Source organism: Inquilinus limosus, assembly GCF_002195995.1.
GTDB classification, from domain to species: domain Bacteria; phylum Pseudomonadota; class Alphaproteobacteria; order DSM-16000; family Inquilinaceae; genus Inquilinus; species Inquilinus limosus_C.
Genome location: NZ_NHON01000103.1, coordinates 1 through 19,403, shown reverse-complemented (window position 1 = coordinate 19,403; position 19,403 = coordinate 1). Strand labels below are relative to the sequence as shown.

17 protein-coding genes are annotated in these 19,403 nt (G+C 70.6%); 12 read left to right on the top strand and 5 right to left on the bottom strand.

The features are described from left to right. Positions 1 to 79 precede the first annotated feature (79 nt). The 9 genes from sctL to BWR60_RS31100 all read left to right on the top strand — a co-directional run bounded on the left by sctL (position 80) and on the right by BWR60_RS31100 (position 7,028). A complete protein-coding gene (gene sctL, locus BWR60_RS31140; RefSeq protein WP_088156369.1) occupies positions 80 to 688 on the top strand; it encodes a type III secretion system stator protein SctL in 609 nt (202 codons plus the stop codon). Continuing rightward, entirely contained in the window at positions 685 to 2,040 is a 1,356-nt protein-coding gene (locus BWR60_RS31135) for a FliI/YscN family ATPase (RefSeq protein ID WP_275542411.1), read from the top strand. Before sctL ends, BWR60_RS31135 begins: the two co-directional genes overlap by 4 nt. Then, positions 2,037 to 2,549, top strand: a complete 513-nt coding sequence (sctO, locus tag BWR60_RS31130; RefSeq protein ID WP_088156367.1) for a type III secretion system stalk subunit SctO — start codon at positions 2,037 to 2,039, stop codon at positions 2,547 to 2,549. Before BWR60_RS31135 ends, sctO begins: the two co-directional genes overlap by 4 nt. Further along, a complete protein-coding gene (sctQ, locus tag BWR60_RS31125) occupies positions 2,546 to 3,634 on the top strand; it encodes a type III secretion system cytoplasmic ring protein SctQ (RefSeq protein WP_088156365.1) in 1,089 nt (362 codons plus the stop codon). Before sctO ends, sctQ begins: the two co-directional genes overlap by 4 nt. After that, positions 3,627 to 4,280, top strand: a complete 654-nt coding sequence (gene sctR / locus BWR60_RS31120; protein ID WP_088156363.1) for a type III secretion system export apparatus subunit SctR — start codon at positions 3,627 to 3,629, stop codon at positions 4,278 to 4,280. Before sctQ ends, sctR begins: the two co-directional genes overlap by 8 nt. A gap of 168 nt (positions 4,281 to 4,448) precedes the next feature. Next, on the top strand, positions 4,449 to 4,748 hold the full coding sequence (sctS, locus tag BWR60_RS31115) for a type III secretion system export apparatus subunit SctS (protein ID WP_088156361.1): 300 nt from the start codon (positions 4,449 to 4,451) through the stop codon (positions 4,746 to 4,748). After that, complete coding sequence (gene sctT, locus BWR60_RS31110; RefSeq protein ID WP_088156359.1) at positions 4,748 to 5,551, top strand: type III secretion system export apparatus subunit SctT; 804 nt, start codon at positions 4,748 to 4,750, stop codon at positions 5,549 to 5,551. Before sctS ends, sctT begins: the two co-directional genes overlap by 1 nt. Continuing rightward, a complete protein-coding gene (locus BWR60_RS31105) occupies positions 5,548 to 6,555 on the top strand; it encodes an EscU/YscU/HrcU family type III secretion system export apparatus switch protein (RefSeq protein ID WP_088156357.1) in 1,008 nt (335 codons plus the stop codon). Before sctT ends, BWR60_RS31105 begins: the two co-directional genes overlap by 4 nt. Before the next feature lie 56 nt (positions 6,556 to 6,611). Further along, on the top strand, positions 6,612 to 7,028 hold the full coding sequence (locus BWR60_RS31100) for a DOPA 4,5-dioxygenase family protein (RefSeq protein ID WP_088156355.1): 417 nt from the start codon (positions 6,612 to 6,614) through the stop codon (positions 7,026 to 7,028). Between the two features lie 422 nt (positions 7,029 to 7,450). Here the strand turns inward: BWR60_RS31100 and BWR60_RS31095 are convergent, their stop codons facing one another. Beyond that, entirely contained in the window at positions 7,451 to 8,347 is an 897-nt protein-coding gene (locus tag BWR60_RS31095) for a hypothetical protein (protein ID WP_088156353.1), read from the bottom strand. Between the two features lie 102 nt (positions 8,348 to 8,449). Beyond that, positions 8,450 to 9,076 (bottom strand): TetR/AcrR family transcriptional regulator, encoded by a 627-nt coding sequence (locus BWR60_RS31090; RefSeq protein WP_088156351.1) that lies wholly within the window; start codon positions 9,074 to 9,076, stop codon positions 8,450 to 8,452. Positions 9,077 to 9,352: 276 nt separating this feature from the next. Between BWR60_RS31090 and BWR60_RS31085 the strand changes: the two genes are divergently transcribed. After that, on the top strand, positions 9,353 to 12,520 hold the full coding sequence (locus BWR60_RS31085; protein ID WP_088156349.1) for an efflux RND transporter permease subunit: 3,168 nt from the start codon (positions 9,353 to 9,355) through the stop codon (positions 12,518 to 12,520). A gap of 16 nt (positions 12,521 to 12,536) precedes the next feature. Then, positions 12,537 to 13,715 (top strand): efflux RND transporter periplasmic adaptor subunit, encoded by a 1,179-nt coding sequence (locus tag BWR60_RS31080; protein WP_088156371.1) that lies wholly within the window; start codon positions 12,537 to 12,539, stop codon positions 13,713 to 13,715. 137 nt (positions 13,716 to 13,852) lie between these two features. Here BWR60_RS31080 and BWR60_RS31075 read toward each other — a convergent pair whose 3' ends face one another. The 3 genes from BWR60_RS31075 to BWR60_RS31065 are packed head-to-tail and all read right to left on the bottom strand — an operon-like array spanning position 13,853 to position 17,306. Beyond that, the gene (locus BWR60_RS31075) at positions 13,853 to 15,349 is read right to left on the bottom strand and encodes an FGGY-family carbohydrate kinase (protein WP_088156347.1); all 1,497 of its coding nucleotides are present in this window, start codon (positions 15,347 to 15,349) and stop codon (positions 13,853 to 13,855) included. Beyond that, positions 15,346 to 16,482: a M42 family metallopeptidase gene (locus BWR60_RS31070; protein ID WP_088156345.1), complete on the bottom strand. Its 1,137-nt coding sequence runs from the start codon at positions 16,480 to 16,482 to the stop codon at positions 15,346 to 15,348. Before BWR60_RS31070 ends, BWR60_RS31075 begins: the two co-directional genes overlap by 4 nt. Before the next feature lie 5 nt (positions 16,483 to 16,487). After that, positions 16,488 to 17,306 carry a BtpA/SgcQ family protein gene (locus BWR60_RS31065; RefSeq protein ID WP_088156343.1) on the bottom strand — a complete coding sequence of 273 codons (819 nt, stop codon included), beginning with the start codon at positions 17,304 to 17,306 and terminating at the stop codon, positions 16,488 to 16,490. 247 nt (positions 17,307 to 17,553) lie between these two features. Between BWR60_RS31065 and BWR60_RS31060 the strand changes: the two genes are divergently transcribed. Beyond that, positions 17,554 to 19,215, top strand: a complete 1,662-nt coding sequence (locus tag BWR60_RS31060; protein WP_088156341.1) for an extracellular solute-binding protein — start codon at positions 17,554 to 17,556, stop codon at positions 19,213 to 19,215. Positions 19,216 to 19,403 lie beyond the last annotated feature (188 nt).

Below are 19,403 nucleotides of genomic sequence, written 5' to 3'. Positions count from 1 at the left end.
CCGGAGGGCGGCCTGCCGCCGGCCGAGCGGCCCCGCGCCGCCGCCCTGTTCGCGACCGCAGCCCGCGCGGTGACACCCCATGGCTGAGCCCTTGCGCCCGGCCTTCCGCCGCAGCGGCCCGGTGCTGAAGGCCGAGGCGCTGGGCCAGTGGCGGGATGCCCAGCGGCATCTGGCCGAGGCCGAGGCCCATGCCGGCCGGCTGCGGGCCGGGGCCGACGCCGCCATCGCGGCCGAGCGCGAGCGCGGCCATGCCGAAGGCTTGGCCAATGCCCGGGAGGAAGCCGCGGCGCTGCTTGCCGCGACCGGGCTGCAGATCGACCGCTACCTGGCCGGGCTGGACCAGACCCTGGCCGATCTGGTGCAGGAGACCATCGAGCGCATCCTCGGCCGCTTCGACCGGCGCGATCTGCTGCTGCAGGCGGTCGACCACGCGCTGCGCCAGGCCCGGCTGGACCATGCGGCGACGCTGCGGGTGGCGCCGGACATGGTCGAGGCGCTGCGCGGCCGGCTGGCCGACCCGGCGCTGGCCGATATCGGCCGCCGCGTGACGATCGAATCCGATCCCGGCCTGGCCGCCGACACCTGCGTGATGGTGACGAAGTACGGCCATGTCGAGCTGGGCGTCGACGCCCAGCTGCGCGCCCTGCGCGACGCGCTGCGCCGCGCCGGCCCGGGCGAGACGGCGTGAGCCCGGACGCCCTGCCCCGTCCCGGCCTGCAGCTGCGGGCCGATCCGCTGCAGGCGCTGCGGCGGCGGCTGGAGGAGGCCGATCCGCGCCCGGTCAAGGGCCGGGTGGTGAAGGCGATCGGCGTCACCGTCCATGCCGAGATCAACGATGCCCGCCTGGGCGAGATCTGCGAACTGCGCGACCCGCAGACCGGCCACAGCATCCTGGCCGAGGTGGTCGGGCTGGTCGACGGCGCCGCGGTGCTGACCCCGATCGGCAGCCTGCAGGGCCTGTCGACCCGGACCGAGGCGATCCCGACCGGCCGCGCCCTGCGCCTGGGCGTCGGCCCCGGCCTGCTGGGCCGGGTGCTGGACAGCCTGGGTCGGCCGCTGGACACCGCCGAGCGCGGGCCGCTGGACACCGACAGCACCTATCCGCTGCATGCCGAGGCGCCGCCGGCGCTGCTGCGGCCGCTGATCAGCCGGCCGATGCCGCTGGGCATCCGCGCCATCGACGGCCTGCTGACCTGCGGCGAGGGCCAACGCATCGGCATCTACGGGTCGCCCGGCACCGGCAAATCCTCGCTGCTGGCGCAGATCGTCAAGGGCGCCGACGCCGACGCCATCGTCATCGGCCTGATCGGCGAGCGCGGCCGCGAGGTGCGCGAGTTCATCGACCGGCATCTCGGGCCGGAGGCGCTGCGCCGGGCGGTGATCGTCACCGCCACCTCCGACCGGCCGGCGATCGAGCGCGTCAAGGCCGCCTTCGTCGCCACCGCCATCGCCGAGTATTTCCGCGACCAGGGGATGCGCGTCGCCCTGCTGATGGACAGCATCACCCGCTTCGCCCGCGCGGTGCGCGAGATCGGCCTGGCCGCCGGCGAGCCGCCGACCCGGCGCGGCTTCCCGCCCTCCTTCTTCGCCATGCTGCCGCGCCTGCTGGAGCGCGCCGGGCCGGCCGCCACCGGGTCGATCACCGGCTTCTACACCGTGCTGGTCGAGGGCGATGCCGAGACCGACCCGATCGCCGACGAGACCCGCGGCCTGCTGGACGGCCACATCGTGCTGTCGCAGGCCCTGGCCAGCGCCGGGCATTTCCCGGCGATCGACGTGCTGGCCAGCCGCAGCCGGGTGATGGAGGCGGTGATCGACGGCGGGCACCGGAAGGCCGCGGTGCAGATGCGCCGGCTGATGGCCAAGCACAACGACATCGAGCTGCTGCTGCAGGTCGGCGAGTACCGGGCCGGGGCCGACGCGCTGGCCGACGAGGCGGTGGCCAAGATCGGCGACATCCGCCGCTTCCTGCAGCAGGATTTCGAGGAGGCCTCGACCTTCGCCCAGACCCGCGAGCAGCTGGAGCGGCTGAGCCGATGAGGAAGCCCGGCAAGACCGACGCCCTCGACCGGCTGCGCAAGCTGCGGCGCGACCGCGAGCGGCTGGCGATCGAGACGCTGGGGCAGGAGCGCGCCGCCCTGACCGCCGCCGAGGGGCGCGAGCGCCAGGCCGAGGCCGACCGTGACGCCTATGAGACGCATCGCGCGGCGCAGGAGGACCGGCTCTACGCCGCCGCGCTGGAGCAGCCGGCCGTGGTCGATGCGCTCGAAAGGCTGGGTGACCGTGTCTCGGAGCTCGCCGCCGGGTCCCGGCGGCAGGAGGCCGTGCTGCGGGACCGCCGGGCCGAGACCAGCCGGGCCGAGAGCGACACCGACGCCGCGCGCGAGGCCTGGACGCAGCGGCGGCGCGCCGCCGACCGGCTTGACCGGCTGGCCGAACGCCGCGGCTTGGCCCGGCGCAAGGCCGCCGAGATCCGCGAGGACGTCACCGCCGAGGACGAGGCCAGCCTGACGCCGGCCAACCCGGCTCCAGGCGGGGGCCGGTCATGACCGTCGCCGCGCCGCGGGTTCGCGCGGCGGATCCCCGGGCCTCCGACCCCGCCATCCGCCCCTACGACCCGCCGGCCCTGTCCCGAGCGCAGGCCGCCGACGCCAATGCCGTCGCCCGGCGCTGCGCGCCCGTGACGGTGCGGATCGGCGGGCTGGAGATCGAGGCGCCGCTGGCCATCGTCCCGACCCTCGCCGCGCCCGAGGCCGACGGCGTCGCGATCGCCCTGCGCCTCGGCCGCGGCCGCCTGGCGCTGCAGGTGCCGGCGCTGCTGGTCGAGCAGGCGCTGGCGGAGGCGGCCGGTCTGCCCGTGGCCGAGCTGGAGCCGGAGCTGGCGGGGCTGCTGCTCGAGGCCGTGGCCGCCGAGCTGCTGCCGGCGCTGGAGGCGGCCGCCGGGGCGCCGATCGCGATCGAAAGCGTCGGCGCCGCAGTGCCGGCCTTCGCGCCCGCCTTCCACGGCACCATCGCGATCCGCCACGGCTTTGCCGAGACCGCGCTGCACCTGGCCGCCGACGAGGCCGCCCGCCCCGCCCTGCGGCGGCTGATCGAGGCCGCGCCGGCCCAGCCCGCGCCCTGCGCCGGCCTGCCGGTGCCGCTGGCGATCCGCATCGGCGCGGTGCGCCTGGCCCTGGCGGAGCTGCGCGGGATCGAGGCCGGCGACGTGGTCTTTCCCGACGTCGCCTGCCGGGCCGGCGAGGCGCTGGTGGTGTATGGCGAAGGTCGGGGCGAGGCCTGGGCGCATCTGGCGAAGCACGACCGCGGCGCGGTCACGGTCACCGGGCCGCGGCGGCCCCTGGCCCTGCAGGATGGAGGTGGATGGATGGCGGAATCCGACAGCGACGCCGCGGCGCCGCCGGCGGAGCGTCTGGGCGAGCTCCCGGTGACGCTGGTGTTCGAGCTGGGGCGCAGCGAGCTGCCGCTGGCCGCGGTGCAGGGCCTGGCCCCCGGCGCGGTCATCCCGCTGGGCCGCGACCCGGGCGAGGCGGTCGACATCGTCGCCAACGGGCGGCGCATCGGCCGCGGCGAGATCGTGCGGGTCGAGGACGAGCTGGGCGTGCGCGTGGTGCGGCTGTTCGGCGATGAATGAGGCGCAGCCGGACGTCCTGCCGCTTCTCGGCATCGTCACCATTGTCGGGCTGATCCCGTTCCTGATCGTCACCCTGACCGCCTTCCTGAAGATCTCGGTGGTCATGCTGCTGCTGCGCAACGCGCTGGGCATCCAGCAGACGCCGCCGAACATGGTGCTGTACGGCATCGCCCTGATGCTGACGATCTACATCACCAGCCCGGTGATCGCGGAGGTCTATGCCCGGGTCAGCGACCCGGCGCTGCGGCTGCGCAGCATCCAGGACTGGCAGGCGGTGATGCAGTCGGCGGTGGAACCGGTGCGCGGCTATCTGATGCGCTTCACCGATCCGGCCGAGCGGCAGTTCCTGCTGTCGGCCACGTCCCGGGTCTGGCCGGCGGAGGCCAGCGCCGCCGCCACGCCGAACGACCTGGTCATCCTGATCCCGTCCTTCGTCATCTCCGAGCTGACCCGGGCCTTCGAGATCGGCTTCCTGCTCTACCTGCCCTTCATCGTCATCGACCTGATCGTCTCGGCGATCCTGATGGCGATGGGCATGATGATGGTGTCGCCGCTGGCGATCTCGGTGCCGTTCAAGCTGTTCCTGTTCGTCATGGTCGACGGCTGGTCGCGCCTGCTGCACGGCCTGATCCTGAGCTACGGCTGAGGCGGCGATGACCGCGCCTTCGTCCCGGAACGCCAAACCTCCACCGTCATTGCGAGCGAAGCGAGGCAATCCAGGAGCCGCGCGCACCGGCCCCTGGATTGCTTCGTCGGCTTCGCCTCCTCGCAATGACGGCGCGGGGAAGCCGGAAGGCAGCAGGAGCCCGCGCCCATGACCCAGGCGACGATCGCGCATCTGCTGCAGGAGGCGCTGACCCTGACCCTGCTGCTGGCGCTGCCGGCGCTGGCCATCGCCGCCGCGGTCGGCCTGCTGGTCGGCCTGCTGCAGGCGGTGACGCAGATCCAGGACCAGACCCTGCCGATGGCGGTCAAGGTGATCGCCGTGGTGCTGGCCCTGGTGCTGCTGGGCCCGATGCTGGCCAGCCCCCTGGTCCGCTACACCGACCGGATCTTCACCGACTTCCCCGCGATCACCCGCGGCGCGGTGCCGGCCGATTCCGGGCCGCCCTGATGATCGAATCGTTCCGGTTCCTCGCCGAGCTGGTCGGGCCCTATGTCACCGCCGTGTCGATCGCCATCGCCCGCGCCGTCGCCCTGGCCGCGGTGCTGCCGATGTTCTCCTGGCTCGGCCTCACCGGCATCCTGCGCAACGCCGTGATCATCGCTATCGCCCTGCCGATGGTCTCGCAGGTGACGTCGGAGCTGGCGGTGCTGACGCCGCTGCAGCCCGGCCAGGTGCTGATGCTGGTGGCGAAGGAGGCGGTGATCGGCATCCTGCTCGGCCTGCTGTTCGGCCTGCCCTTCTGGGCGGTCGAGGCGGCGGGCGAGCTGATCGACATGCAGCGCGGCGTCAACGGCGCCTATCTGATCGACCCCAACGCCTCCGGCCAGGCCTCGCCGGTCGGCACGCTGTTCGTGCTGGTGCTGCTGGCCCTGTTCTTCGCCGGCAACGGCCTCGGGATCGTGGCCGAGGCGCTGTACAGCAGCTACGCGATCTGGCCGGTCACCAAGCTGCTGCCGGCCTTCACCGGCGAGACGCCGACGCTGCTGCTGGGCCTGCTCGACCATGTGGTCCGGCTCGGCCTGCTGCTGGCCGTGCCGCTGGTGATCGTGATGCTGCTGGCCGACATCACCCTGGCCGTGATCGGCCGGATGGCGCCGCAGCTCAACGTCTTCGACCTGTCGCTGTCGGTGAAGTCGGCGGCGCTGGTGCTGGTGCTGCCGGTCTACGCCATCTTCCTGGTGCCGTATTTCAGCGACAGCCTGGGGTCGATGCGCAGCGTGCTCGACCTCGCCCGCACGGTCATCCCATGAGCCAGACCAGCGAGGACAAGAGCCTTCCCGCCAGCTCCAAGAAGCTGGCCGACGCCCGGCGCAAGGGCCAGGTGGCGCACAGCCGCGACCTGGTCACCGTGGTCGCCCTGGTCGCCGGCTTCCTGTATCTCGCGGTCGAGGGGCCGGCGATCATGGAGGCGTTCCGCGCCATCCTGACCGAGCCGATCGCCCTGACCGCCAAGCCGTTCGACCAGAGCTACACCATCATCCCGACCCTGCTGGCGCTGGCGGCCCGGATCGTGGTCCCGCTGGTGCTGGTGATCGTCGTCGCCAGCATCGTCGCCAATGTCGGCTTCCTGCGCGGCATCCCTTTCTCGCTCGACCCGATCGTGCCGCGCGGCGACAAGATCAACCCCGTCGCCGGCTTCCAGCGGCTGTTCAGCCTGCGCAACTTGATCGAGTTCGCCAAGGCGCTCTTGAAGGCCTGCACCCTGATCGGGGTGATCGGGCTGCTGACCCTCGGCGCGCTGCGCGCGGTGCTGGTGGCGCCGCAATGCGGCCGCGACTGCATCGGGCTGGTGCTGGTGGCGACGCTGAAGCCGGTGCTGATCGGCATCATCGCCGTGCTGCTGGTCTTCGCCCTGGCCGACATGGCGCTGCAGCGCTGGCTGTTCCTGCGCGACCAGCGGATGACCCGCAGCGAGATGAAGCGCGAGCGCAAGGAGCAGGAGGGCGACCCGCAGATCCGCAGCACCCGGCGGCAGCTGCATCGCGACCTGGCCCGCGGCGAGGGGCGGTCCAGCGCGCCGACGCTGTTCATCACCGATGGCGAGGTCACCATCGGCATCCGCTTCGTCGCCGGCGAGACGCCGGTGCCGATGCTGGTCGCCAAGTCGTTCAAGGGCGGCATGGCGACCGTGCCGGTGGAGACGGCGCCGCTGCTGGCCCGGCAGCTGCACGCCGACGGCCGGATCGGCGAGGCCGTGCCGAACGAGCATTTCGACGCCCTGGCCCGGATCCTGCTGCGGATCGGTGCGGTGTAGTCTCCCCCTTCCCCCGTCCTGCGCTAAGCTCGGGCGGAGAGAGCGGGAGGAGCGCTATGGAATCGGATGCGGCGCCGCGGCGGGTCGGGGAGATCGCCAGCTACCACGCCCATGTCTATTTCGACCCGGCGACGACCCGCGACCGGGCCGAGCGGCTGCGCGGCTGGATCGGCGAGCGCTTCCGCGTCCGCCTCGGCCGCTGGCACGAGGTCCGGGTCGGGCCGCACGACCAGGCGATGTACCAGGTCTCCTTCGCCACCGAGCTGTTCGCGACGCTGGTGCCCTGGCTGATGCTGAACCATGGCGGCCTGAGCATCCTGGTCCACCCCAACACCAGCAACCCGCGCCGGGACCATCTGGTCGACCCGGTCTGGATCGGCCCGCCGCTGCCGGTGCATGGCGATGCCCTGCCGGAAGCGGACGAGGCCGAAGGCCCGCTGGAGCCGAACACGGAGCCCGACCGGCCGGCCTGAATCAAGGCCGGGCCGGTGCAACGGCCGGCGGAGAGACGGTCGAGCGTCCTGGCCTTACCCTCTTCCCCTGGCGGCCCTTTCCGAAGTTTCCAACATCGTCATTGCGAGCGCAGCGAATCCATCCAGGGGCCGGTGCGCACCGGCCCCTGGATGGATTCGTCGGCTTCGCCTCCTCGCAATGACGGCGAGGGAGGGGCAGGTTGAAGCGGCCTCGACGCCCTCCCCTCACCCGGAGGCGCAAACGCCTCCGGCCTCTCCCGCAAACGGGAGAGGCAAAACACTTCGCCCCTATCCCCCTGTGTCATCCTCGGGCTTGACCCGAGGATCCAGGGGCTTTCAAGAACCGCTCTCGGTGGCCTCTGGATTGCCGGGTTGATCCTCGGATCAAGTCCGAGGACGGCAATGACAGTGGAGAGAGAGTGTCACCCCGTATCCGGCGGCTCCGGCCGGTCCTTGACCGGCGGCAGGTCCAGCCGCGCCAGGTATTGGTCCGATGCCTCGACCCAGCGCTCCGCCTCCTCCGGCGGCAGGCCGAAGGTCGGGCACAGCCGGGCCACCGCCTCCGCCGCCGGGAAGCCGTCGGCGATCTCCAGCAGATCCGGCCGGTCCATCTGCTCGGCCATGGCGAAGAAGCGGCGGTCGCACTCCGCCTCGTCCTCCGTCCCGGCCTGGATCGCGGCGCCCAGCGCCATGATCACCCGCAGCCGCCGCCGGATCACCGCCTGCTCCGGGACCGGGCCTGGGGCAACCTCCACATCGTCGGCCGGCGCGTAGCCCAGCTGCTCCAGCGCCGCATCCGCGGTGGCGAGCCATTGCACCGTGTCCGCCGGCAGTCCGAACTCCCGGCACAGCCGGGCCACCGCCGCCGGCGCCGGGGTGGTCTCGACCATCTCCGCCACCTCCGGCCGCTCCAGCCGCTCGGCGATCTCGCCGAAGCGTTCGCTGGCCTCGGCATCCTCCACCTCGGTCCTGGCGCCGTCAAAGGAAGCGGCCGCCATCGCCAGCATCGCCCGCATCCCGGCCGGCGCCCTGTCGCTCGCCTCGACCGGCCGGACCTTCTGCGGCGGCAGCACCTCGGGCGGGCGGGACAGCCTGTCCTCCAGCAGCAGGGTCAGCCGCAGCGAGCGGGCGGCGACGGCGATACGCTGGCAATAGTCGACACCCGGCTGCGGCGCCTCCACCGCCTCGGTACGGGCCGCCTCCATCACCTCCATCTGGATCTCGGCCGCCCGGGCCAGCAGGCGCAGATGCCGCGCCGCCCGCTCCTCCTGGGGAGCGGCCGGGGCCTCCGATGCCGGGTCGGTCTGCGCCTTGTCCATGGAACATATCATGAACAAAAATCGGAGTTAATGCAACGGCACGATGTGTTCACAGCGCAACGGGCCGGTTCCGCTCATCCGCCTCCGGGCCGGCGGCCCGGATCAGGGCGACGCCGGGCCGCGCGGCAGGAAGGCGGCGATGATCGCCTCGGCCATGCGGATGAAGCGGGCGCTGGGGCCCTCGGCGCCGACGCTCTGCCGGCTGACCCGGGCCCCTTCCAGCAGCAGCCACAGCGTGTCGGCCAGCAGCTCGGCCTGGGTGGCGCCGGCCGCCCGGCACAGCCGCACCAGGCGGTTACGCTGGTCGGTCTTGAAATCCTCGATCACACGACGGGCCGGGTGGTCGTGCTCGGTCAGCTCGACCGCGGCATTGACCATGTCGCAGCCACGCTCATCCGCGATCGCGCAGTCGGCCCCGATCTTGACCCAGGCATGGAGCTGCGCCACCGGATCGCCGGGATAGGTCTTCTCGAAGCCGGCCCAGAGCGCGTCGGCCTCCTCGGCGAAGCCGTGCAGGCATTCGACGATCAGGTCGTCCTTCGACCCGAAATGCCGGTACAGCGTCATCTTGTTGGTGCCGGCCACCTCGGCGATGGTGTCGACGCCGACGCCGCGATAGCCGTGCCGGTGGAACAGGTCCCGGGCGGTGCCCAGGATCCGGTCGCGCGGCCGAAGCTCGCCGCCGGGCCCGGACAGGCTTTCCAGCCTTGGAGGTGTGATCGTCGTCATAGCCCCGGATTTGCCCTTGACGGTATGATCGGTCTAGACCAATACTGTTACTTACCGGTAACACCCTAGCGAGGGCAGGTCAAGGCCTTGCCCGGCCAATGGGTGTTGGTGGAGCCCACGCTCCGCTTGACGATCGACCGCCGGAACGATAATCAACCACAAAGTTAACTTAACCAAGGGGTTTACCATGGCCTGTGGGGTGGCCTCGGCATATAACTGCGGTGCGCGCGACGGCGGCGCGGCGCGGGGCCGCCTGCCCGGGGGGATGTCCCGGCCATGATCGGTTTCTTCATCCAACGCCCGATCTTCGCCTCGGCGATCGCGGTGATCATGGTGCTGGCCGGCGGCATCTCGTACTTCCTGCTGCCGGTCTCGCAATTCCCCGACATCACGCCGCCGCAGGTGGTGGTCAGCGCCCAGTATCCGGGCGCCAGCGCCCAGGTCGTGGCCGACACGGTGACGACGCCGCTGGAGCAGCAGATCAACGGCGTCGAGGGCATGATGTACATGTCGTCGACCTCGTCGAATGACGGCAGCTCGAGCATCACCGTCACCTTCCAGGTCGGCTATCCGCTGAGCATCGCCGCCGTCGACGTGCAGAACCGGGTGTCGCAGGCGGCCTCGTCGCTGCCGGCGATCGTCAACCAGGGCGGCATCACGATCCAGAAGCAGAACCCGAACTTCGTGCTGATCGTCGACCTGACGTCGCCGGACGGGTCCGTGGATCCGGTGGAACTCAGCAACTACGCCTATCTGCAGATCGTCGACCCGATCAAGCGCCTGCCCGGCGTCGGCAACGTCCAGATCTTCGGCGAGCGGCGCTATTCCATGCGCATCTGGCTGGACCCGGACAAGCTGGCCAATCTCGGCGTCACCGCGGTCGACGTGCAGAACGCGGTGGCCGAGCAGAACGTGCAGGTGGCGGCCGGCAAGATCGGCCAGTCGCCCGCCCCCGCCGGCACCGCCTTCGAGTTGCAGATCAACGCCACCGGCCGCCTGAGCGACCCGGCCCAGTTCGGCGACATCGTCGTCCGCGCCGACCCGGCGACCGGATCGGTGGTGCGGCTGCGCGACGTCGCCCGGATCGAGCTGGGCGCCCTGCAATACTCGTCCTCCGGCTATTTCGGCGGCCGGCCGGCCGTGGTCGTCGCCGTGTTCCAGCAGCCGGGGTCGAACGCCCTGGCGCTGCAGGAGGCCGTGCAGTCCAAGATGGAGGAGTTGAAGCAGCGCTTCCCCAAGGGCATCGAATACGGCATCCGCTACGACACCACGCGCTTCGTGTCGGCGGCGATGGAAGACGTGCTGAAGACGCTGCTGGAGGCGCTGGCGCTGGTCGTGCTGGTGGTCTTCGTCTTCCTGCAGAACTGGCGCACCACCCTGATCCCCGTGATCGCCATCCCGGTGTCGCTGATCGCGACGCTGGTGATCATGGAGGGCATGGGCTTCTCATTGAACATGCTGAGCCTGCTCGGCATGGTGCTGGCGATCGGCCTGGTCGTCGACGACGCCATCGTCGTGGTCGAGAATGTCGAGCGCCAGCTGGAGGCCGGGCTGCCACCGCTGGCGGCGACGCGCAAGGCGATGGGCGAGGTCACCGGCCCGATCATCGCCACCACCGCGGTGCTGATGGCGGTGTTCATCCCGGTCGCCTTCATCCCCGGCGTCTCCGGCCGCCTGTACAACCAGTTCGCGCTGACCGTCGCCATCTCCGTCGGCCTGTCGGCCTTCAACTCGCTGACGCTGAGCCCGGCGCTGAGCGCCGCGTTCCTGCGGCACCGGCCGCACACCAGCTTCATCCTGTTCCGCTGGTTCAACACCTTCTTCAACGCGCTGTCGCATGGCTATGCGGGGCTGGTGCGGTTCCTGATCCGCATCCGCTGGCTGGTCATGATCCTGTTCGTGGCCGGGCTGGGCCTGACCTACTGGGTGTCGACCCGCCTGCCTTCGACCTTCCTGCCGGTCGAGGACCAGGGCTATTTCTTCGTCGTCATCCAGCTGCCCGACGGCGCGTCGCTGGAGCGCACCGAGGCGGTGGCGAAGAAGACCCGCGCCATCCTGGAGGCGACGCCGGGGATCGAGACGGTCGGCGAGATCGTCGGCCTGAACTTCCTGACCAGCGCCGCCCAGTCGAACTCCGCGGCGCAGTTCGCCATCCTCAAGCCCTGGTCCGAGCGCGGGCCGGACGAGAGCGCGTCGGCCCTGGCCCAGAAGGTCGGCGCCCAGCTGATGCAGATCCCCGAGGCCTTCGCCCTGGCCTTCGACCCGCCGTCGATCCCGGGCATCAGCACCACGGGCGGCTTCGAGTTCCAGGTCGAGGACCTGTCCGGCCAGGGTGCCATCGCCCTGAACGCGGCAACCCAGGCGGTGCTGGCCGAGGCCCGCAAGCAGCCGGAGCTCGACCCGCACCAGCTGTTCAGCAGCTTCAGCACCACGACCCCGCAGTACAATTACGACCTGGACCGCAACAAGGCGAAGATGCTGGGCCTGACCCTGCCGGACGTCTTCAACACGCTGCAGATCTATCTGGGGTCGCTCTACGTCAACGACTTCAACCTGTTCGGCCGCACCTTCCGCGTCACCCTGCAGGCTGAGAAGGACGCTCGCGGCTCGGCGACCGACATCTCGCGCCTGTATGTCCGCAACTCCGAGGGCGGCATGGTGCCGCTGAGCACGCTGGGCGACCTGAAGCCGATCGCCGGGCCGGACACGGTGCCGCATTACAACAACTACACCTCGGCCAAGATCAATGGTGCCCCGGCCCCGGGCTACAGCTCGGGCCAGGCGATCGCGGCGATGGAGCGGGCGGCGGCCACGGCGCTGCCGCACGACTTCACCTATGAATGGACCGGCATCACCTTCCAGGAGCTGCAGGCGGGGTCGGTCGCGGCCCTCGTCTTCGGCCTCGCCCTCGTCTTCGTCTTCCTGATCCTGGCGGCGCAGTACGAGAGCTGGTCGATGCCGTTCATGGTGCTGCTGGCGGTGCCGCTGGCCCTGTTCGGGGCGTTCGCGGCGCTGTGGGCCCGGCAGATGCAGATCGACGTCTACTCGCAGATCGGACTGGTCATGCTGATCGGCCTGTCGGCCAAGAACGCCATCCTGATCGTGGAGTTCGCCAAGCGGCTGCGCGAGGAGGGCCACAGCATCGTCGAGGCGGCGGCGGAAGCCGGCCGGCTGCGCCTGCGCCCGATCCTGATGACGGCCTTCGCCTTCATCCTGGGCGTGGTGCCGCTGATGATCGCCACCGGCGCCGGCGCCGCCAGCCGCCAGTCGATCGGCACCACGGTGTTCGGCGGCATGCTGGCCGCCACCATCCTGACCCTGATCTTCGTCCCCGTGTTCTACGCCGTCATCGAATCCTTCCGCGAACGCCGCGGCGGCACGGAAAGCCCCCATGCCACCGACGGCCACCGGCTCGAGCAGCCGGCGGCCCGCCCGGCCGAATAGAGTGGAGACCCGCGCCATGCGCGTCCGTACCGTCATCCTGGGATCGATCGTCGTGGTCGCCGCCGTCGGCGCCGGCCTGTACCAGACCGGCCACCTTCCCACGGCCCTGCTGGCACTGGGCGGTGAAACGGCGCAGGCCGAAGCCGCGCCGGCCGGCGGGCCGCCCCCCGCCATGCCGGTGCCGGTGGCGCCGGTGCTGAAACGGGCGCTGCCGATCTATCTCGACTATTCCGCGCGCACCGAATCGATCGCCGCGATCAGCCTGCAGGCCAAGGTCGCGGGCTATATCCAGGCACAGCCGGCGGCCGACGGCGCTGACGTCAAGCAGGGCGACCTGCTGTACAAGATCGACCCGCGCGACTTCCAGACGGCGCTGGACCAGGCCAATGCCCAGTTGCAGCGGGACCAGTCCAACATCGACTATCTGCGCTCGAACTTCGACCGCGGCAGCGAGCTGACCAAGAACGGCTGGCTGAACAAGGACACCTTCGACCAGCGCGAGAGCAACCTGAAGCAGGCCCAGGCGACCCTGGCCAGCGACCAGGCGGCGCAGCGCCAGGCCGAGCTGAACCTGGGCTACACCGAGATCCGCGCCCCCTTCAACGGGCGGCTCGGCCGCAACCAGGCCCCGGTGGGAACGCTGATCAGCGTTGGCGGCGGTGCCCTCAACACCCTGGTGCAGCTGGACCCGATCTACGTCACCTTCAACCCCAGCGAGACCGAGCTGGCCAAGATCCGGGCCGCGAAGGCCAAGGGCAAGGTCACGGTCGACGTGCTGCTGCCGGGCGAGACCGAGCCGAAGCACCAGGGCGAGCTGACCTTCCTGGACAACGCCGTGGACAACCGCACCGGGACGATCCTGGCGCGCGCCACCGTCGGCAACGGCGATTTCGGCGTGCTGCCCGGCCAGTATGTCCGCGTCCGCGTCCATCTGGCGCCGCAGCCGGATGCGCTGATGGTGCCGCAGGTGGCGGTCGCCGCCAGCCAGTTCGGGCGCTATGTCTACGTCGTCAGCAAGGACAACCGGGCGGAGCAGCGCCTGGTGACGCTGGGCCCGACGGATGGCGAGCTGGTCTCGATCCAGAAGGGGCTGGCCGAGGGCGACCGCGTCATCACCGGCAACCTGCAGAAGATCTTCTACCCCGGCATGCCGGTGCAGCCGCTGCCGCAGCAGCAGGCCAACGCCGGGTCGTAAGGCCGAGAACCGCTACCCAAAGCCGTCATTGCGAGCGCAGCGAAGCAATCCAGGGGCCAGTGCGAACCGGCCCCTGGATTGCTTCGTCGGCTTCGCCTCCTCGCAACGACGGTGCGGGAGAAGCGGGTCCCCCGCCCCTACCCGTCCAGCCGCCGCATCAGGTCCCGGGTCGCCGGATACAGCTCCTTGAACACGCCGAACTGCCGCCGGTAGAGCTCGGCATGGGACGGGTCCGGCGTGATCTCCGAGGCGGTCGGGTTCCAGGCCCGGATGTCGCCCGGCTTGACGTCGCCGACCGCCAGCGCCGCCAGGAAGGCGTCGCCGTAGCTGGCGCCAAAAGTCTTCTGCCGCAGGATCTGCGCGTGGCCGGAAATGTCGGAGGTGGCTTGCGACCACACCCGGTTCTTGGTGCCGCCGCCGACCGAATAGACCGCGCGCGGCACCTGCCCCGCGTCGCGATAGGTCTCGACGATATGGGCGGTGCCGCAGGCGATGCCCTCGAACACCGCCCGGCAGATGTCGCCGCGGGTGTGGGTCAGGTTCAGGCCGAACAGCGCGCCCTTGGCCTGCGGGTCGTGGATCGGCGTGCGCTCGCCCGAGAAATAGGGCAGCAGCACCAGCCCCCGCGCGCCCGGCGGCGACTGCTCCGCCTCCGCCACCAGCGCCGGGATCGCCGTGGCGGGATCGAGCTCGCGCGCGAACTGGTCGCGGAACCAATGGCTGAGCGTGCCGCTGGTGGCGAGGCCGGCCAGCGCCGCGTGCTGGCCGGGCATCAGCCAGGGCGCCCACCACAGCCGAGGGTCGCGGACCCGGGTGTCGCCGAGCAGGATGGTGAAGATGGTCGACCCGTACATCACCATCATGTCGCCGCTGTCGAGCACGCCGACGCTGACCGCCTCCGCCGCCGCGTCGATGGTGCCGGCGATCACCTTCGTGCCCTCGGCCAGCCCGGTCTCCGCCGCCGCCTGCCGGGTGACCGTGCCGACGATATCGGTGCTCCAGGCCAGGTCCGGCATCAGGCCGGGATCGACGATGCCGGGCGCCAGCGCGTCGCTCCAGGCCAGCTCGTCCGCCAGGTAGAACGGGCTGGAATTGGCCGCCGTGTAGTGGTCGATGACGAAACGCCCGGTCAGCCGGTGCACCAGATACGAGGTCGAGGTCAGGATCTTGGCGGTGCGGGCGAAGATCTCCGGCCGGTTGCGCTTCAGCCACAGGATCTTGGGCCCGACCGACTGCGAGGTCAGGGCGTTGCCGCAGCGCTCCAGCAGCACGTCCTCGCCGATCTGCGCCGTCAGGTCCGCGATCTCCTGATGGGCGCGGGTGTCGACGCCGTACAGCACCGCGTTCATCAGCGGCTCGCCGGCCGCATCGACCGGCAGCATGCAGGGCCCGATGGCGCTCATGCCGACCGCCCGGATCGAGGCCGCCGGCACGCCGCTGTCGGCCAGGAGCTTGCGGCAGAGGAAGGTGACGTCGTCCCACCAATCCTCCTTCGGCCGATGCTCGGCCCAGCCGGGCTGCGGCACGATCAGCTTGTGCGGCCTCGCGGCCATGGCGGCGATGCTGCCGTCGGCCGCCACCAGCACGCCCTTGGACTCGAAGGTCCCGATGTCGATGCCGAGGTAATGGGTCATGTCTCGTACCGGTCGCGGTCCAGGCTGAAGCTTTCGTCGATGCGGCCGATGCCGGCGGCCAGCAGCCGCGCCAGACCGGCCAGGTCCGACAGGTCGCAGATCTCGAGCGAGGAATGGGTGCCGCGGGCCGGGTAGCCGAGGTCGATCGAGGCGACGCCCTCGTTGACCAGCTGGACATAGGAGGAATCGGTCAGCAGCCCGACATGGGCACTTCTCTGCAGCGGGATCCCCTCTCCCCGCGCCGCCTCGCCGAACAGGGCGACCAGCGCCGGATGCGGGATGGTGCCGTTCAGCGTGCCGCGGCCGTGGAAGCTGTACAGGCTCATCGCCGGGCCGCCGCCGAGCCGGACATCGCCGCGCTGCGCCATGTCCGGCGTGTCGGTGGCCAGGATGATGTCGAGCTGGATGGCGATGTCCGGCGCCAGCGCCTGCGCCGCCGTGACCGCCCCGCGCAGGTTGAACTCCTCCTGCACCGAGAACACCAGATGCACCGTCGGCCGCCGCGGCGCCGCCAGCAGCGCCCGCGCGACCTCGACGATGACGGCGCAGCCGGCGCGGTCATCCACCGCCGTGCCGGCGATGCGGTCGCCCGCCAGCTCGACCACCTTCGGCGCGTAGACCACCGGTGTGCCGATATCGATGCCGGCGGCCAGCACCGCGGCGGCGCTGTCGAAGCCGGCATCGATATAGATCTCCGGATACGGCAGGACGCGGTACTTCTCCTCCTGCGAGGTGGCGTGGTGGCTCTTGTTGGCGATCACGCCCGGCACGTCGCGGCCGGCGCCGACGCAGAACACCACCGATTGCGAGGCCAGCGCCTTCTCCGGCACGCCGCCCAACCGCTCCACCCGCACCAGCCCGCCCGGCTCGATCTTGCGGACGATCAGGCCGAGCTGGTCCATATGCGCGAACAGCATCACGCTGGGCCCCGCCACCGTGCCCTCGACCGTCGCGATCAGATTGCCGAGCCGGTCGGAGCGCGAGGCGAGGCCGAGCCCGGACAGGAGCCCGGCGATGTGCCGGCGCACCCGCCCCTCATGGCCGCTGAGGCCGGGGATCAGCATCAGCTCCGCCACCAGCCCGCGCAGGCGCTGCTTCACCGGGTCGGCGCCCGGCAGGTCGTCGGTCGCCATCGCCGTCAGCCCTTCCGCGCCGCCCGGGCCAGGCGCATGAACTCCGCCGCCCGGTCGGGGTCGACCGCGTTCCAGGTGTGGCCGTCGACCTTGAGCGACGAGCCGACGATGCAGCCATCGGCCACCCGCAGCACGTCGGCCACCGTCTCGTGCTTGACCCCGGTGTTGGCCAGGACGGGCGTGTGGGGCAGCACCTGCTTCACCGCCTCGAGGTCGGACATCGCCGCCGCCTCGCCGGTGATGGTGCCGGAGACCAGGATGGCGTCCGGGATGCTGGAGAACACGGCGCTGCGCGCCCGGTCGGCCAGGTCGCGGCGGTCCAGCGACCAGGCGAATTCGGCGGAGATGTTGTACAGCATCGCCAGGTCCTGGCGGCCGAGCCGGTTGCGATAGCGCACCGCCGCGCCGGCATCGGGGTTCCACGGCCCCATGTCCGAGGCATAGGTGCCGGTCATGATCTCGCGGATGAAGGCGGCGCCGGTGGCGGCGGCGACCGCGACCGAGCCGGCCGGGTCCCACAGCACGTTGACGCCGAACGGCACCGTGATCTCCGAGCGCAGCCGGCCGATCAGATAGGCCATGGTCGCGGTCGAGGCGGTGTCGACCTTGAACTCGTAGGGCCGGTCGTTCTCGTTGCCGAACATCACGGCGTCGAAGCCGGCGGCCTGCAGCGCCTGCAGATCCCGCCGCGCGCCCTCCAGCAGCCCGTCGAGACCGGCGGCCGAATCGTAGAGCGGCGCGCCCGGCAGGGCCCCGAAATGCACCATGGCGATCACCGGCTTCCGGTCGCCGAACACCCGCTGGAAATTGCCCGCACCCACCATCCGCGTCCTTCCCTGTTTCGGGGCCGGCGCGGCTTCCGCCGCTCCCTTGCACCCCTTCCGTCGCCGCATCATACTCAGGATCGCCTTCGGCACCCGCCGAAATCGCATCGTGTGGCAACGCTGTCATGAAACGTTTCACGAACCCTCGGGGGCCGGAGACGATCGGGCGGCGCGGGCCGAGGCGGTTGCGGAGCGGCCGAAGGCGGCGACAACGATAAGACCATCAAGACGATAGGGAGACTCCACGGTGAAGCGACAGGATTACGACCGCCTCGTCGGGATGCAGGCCAGCCGGCGCACGGTGCTGAAGGGCGCGGCCGGGCTCGGCGCTGCTCTGGGCACGGCCGGGCTGCCCGGCCTCCTCTCCTCGACCGCGCTGGCGCAGGACAGCTTGCGGGCCCAGCTGCTGCAGATCCCGGGCGTGGGCAAGGGGTCGCCGACCGATGCCGACTGGCAGAAGGTGGGCGAGCTGTGCCTCGGCCCGACCAAGGCGGCGGTCAAGGAGGGCGAGTTCAAGGGCGTCAAGCTCAGCTTCATGGGGCTGAACAACCAGAACTTGCACAACCTGCTGTTCCGCGGCTTCCTGAAGCCGTGGGAGGCCTATACCGGCGCCGAGATCACCTGGATCGACCTGGCCCAGGCCGACTACAACCCGCGGCTGCAGCAGGCCATCGCCACCGGCACGGTGGATTTCGACATCGTCGAGATGGGCGCCCCGTTCGAGGGGGATGTCTGCGGCAAGGGCCTGGCGTCGGAGATGCCGGACTGGGTCAAGAAGCAGATCGAGATGGACGACTATGTCGGCTACCTGAAGGCCCCGGTCGGCACCTGGAACGGCAAGACCTACCGGATCTCGATCGACGGCGACTGCCACACCTTCAACTACCGCACCGACGTGTTCTCCGACGCCGACCTGGCCAAGGCCTGGAAGGATGGCGGCGGCCAGGGCGAATGGGGCGTGCCGAAGACCTGGCAGCAGGTGCAGGCCGCGACCAAGTTCCTGAAGGGCAAGAAGGTCGCCGGCCAGGACGCCTATGGCTATCTCGACGCGCCCAAGGCCTGGGGCGGCTTCGGCTTTTACTTCCTGGGCAGCCGCGCCTCGGCCTATGCCAAGCACCCGGACGACAAGGCCTGGCTGTTCGACGTCGACACCATGAAGCCGCGGGTCAACAACCCGGCCTGGGTGCGCGCCATCCAGGACGTGATCGACGCGCTGCCGTCGGAGCCGCCGGACCAGTTGAACGCCGACCCCAACACCACCGCCTTCCAGCAGTTCCTGGCCGGCACCGGGTCGATGGTGTCGTGGTGGGGCGATGTCGGGTCGAACGCCAAGACCAGCGATTCCTCGGTGGTCGGCGACACCTGCGGCTTCAGCATCCTGCCGGGATCGGACGACGTCTACAACGCCAAGACCGGGGCCTGGGACAAGCTGCCGGGCGGCCCGAACTACGCGCCGAACATGGCCTATCTCGGCTGGGGCGTCTATGTCATGGCCCGGGTCGACAGCGATGCCGTCAAGCACAAGGCGGCCTGGAGTGCCGCGGCCCATCTCGGCGGCAAGGACCTGTCGCTGTGGACCTCGGCCTACCCGTCCGGCTTCCAGCCCTACCGGAACAGCCACTTCCAGATCCCGGAATGGGTCGCCGCCGGCTATGACGAGGCCTTCATCACCTCCTACCTGAAGGCCAACGCCGACTCGTACAACCACCCGAACGCGGCGATCGAGCCGCGCATCCCCGGCATCTTCCAGTACTACAGCGTGGCCGAGGACGAGTTGGCCAAGGTGTTTGCCGGCCAGGGCACCGCCCAGTCCGGCGCCGACGCCATCGCCGCGGCCTGGGAGAAGATCACCGACCAGATCGGCCGCGACAAGCAGATCGCCCTGTACAAGGCATCGCTCGGGTTGTGAGGTCCGGCAAGATCGAAGCCATGACAAGGCCGTTTGCTTCCTTGTCCCCCCTCCCCTTGCGGGAGGGGGGACAAGGAAGAAGCAGGGCTATTTTGGGAAGATTTCATCCCGCGGGAGAGCATTCATCGGACGCTCGGTCATGAAATCGTCGGGGACGTCGATCGTGCGCATCAGCTCGAAGAACTGTT

Excerpts from the sequence above, each read along its gene's own strand:
- sctS (WP_088156361.1), top strand. The coding sequence starts at position 4,449 with ATGACCCAGGCGACGATCGCGCATCTGCTGCAGGAGGCGCTGACCCTG.
- sctL (WP_088156369.1), top strand. The coding sequence starts at position 80 with ATGGCTGAGCCCTTGCGCCCGGCCTTCCGCCGCAGCGGCCCGGTGCTG.
- BWR60_RS31105 (WP_088156357.1), top strand. The coding sequence starts at position 5,548 with ATGAGCCAGACCAGCGAGGACAAGAGCCTTCCCGCCAGCTCCAAGAAG.
- sctT (WP_088156359.1), top strand. The coding sequence starts at position 4,748 with ATGATCGAATCGTTCCGGTTCCTCGCCGAGCTGGTCGGGCCCTATGTC.
- BWR60_RS31075 (WP_088156347.1), bottom strand. The coding sequence starts at position 15,349 with ATGACCCATTACCTCGGCATCGACATCGGGACCTTCGAGTCCAAGGGC.
- BWR60_RS31095 (WP_088156353.1), bottom strand. The coding sequence starts at position 8,347 with ATGGACAAGGCGCAGACCGACCCGGCATCGGAGGCCCCGGCCGCTCCC.
- BWR60_RS31100 (WP_088156355.1), top strand. The coding sequence starts at position 6,612 with ATGGAATCGGATGCGGCGCCGCGGCGGGTCGGGGAGATCGCCAGCTAC.
- BWR60_RS31085 (WP_088156349.1), top strand. The coding sequence starts at position 9,353 with ATGATCGGTTTCTTCATCCAACGCCCGATCTTCGCCTCGGCGATCGCG.
- BWR60_RS31070 (WP_088156345.1), bottom strand. The coding sequence starts at position 16,482 with ATGGCGACCGACGACCTGCCGGGCGCCGACCCGGTGAAGCAGCGCCTG.
- BWR60_RS31080 (WP_088156371.1), top strand. The coding sequence starts at position 12,537 with ATGCGCGTCCGTACCGTCATCCTGGGATCGATCGTCGTGGTCGCCGCC.
- BWR60_RS31090 (WP_088156351.1), bottom strand. The coding sequence starts at position 9,076 with ATGACGACGATCACACCTCCAAGGCTGGAAAGCCTGTCCGGGCCCGGC.
- sctQ (WP_088156365.1), top strand. The coding sequence starts at position 2,546 with ATGACCGTCGCCGCGCCGCGGGTTCGCGCGGCGGATCCCCGGGCCTCC.
- sctO (WP_088156367.1), top strand. The coding sequence starts at position 2,037 with ATGAGGAAGCCCGGCAAGACCGACGCCCTCGACCGGCTGCGCAAGCTG.
- sctR (WP_088156363.1), top strand. The coding sequence starts at position 3,627 with ATGAATGAGGCGCAGCCGGACGTCCTGCCGCTTCTCGGCATCGTCACC.
- BWR60_RS31065 (WP_088156343.1), bottom strand. The coding sequence starts at position 17,306 with ATGGTGGGTGCGGGCAATTTCCAGCGGGTGTTCGGCGACCGGAAGCCG.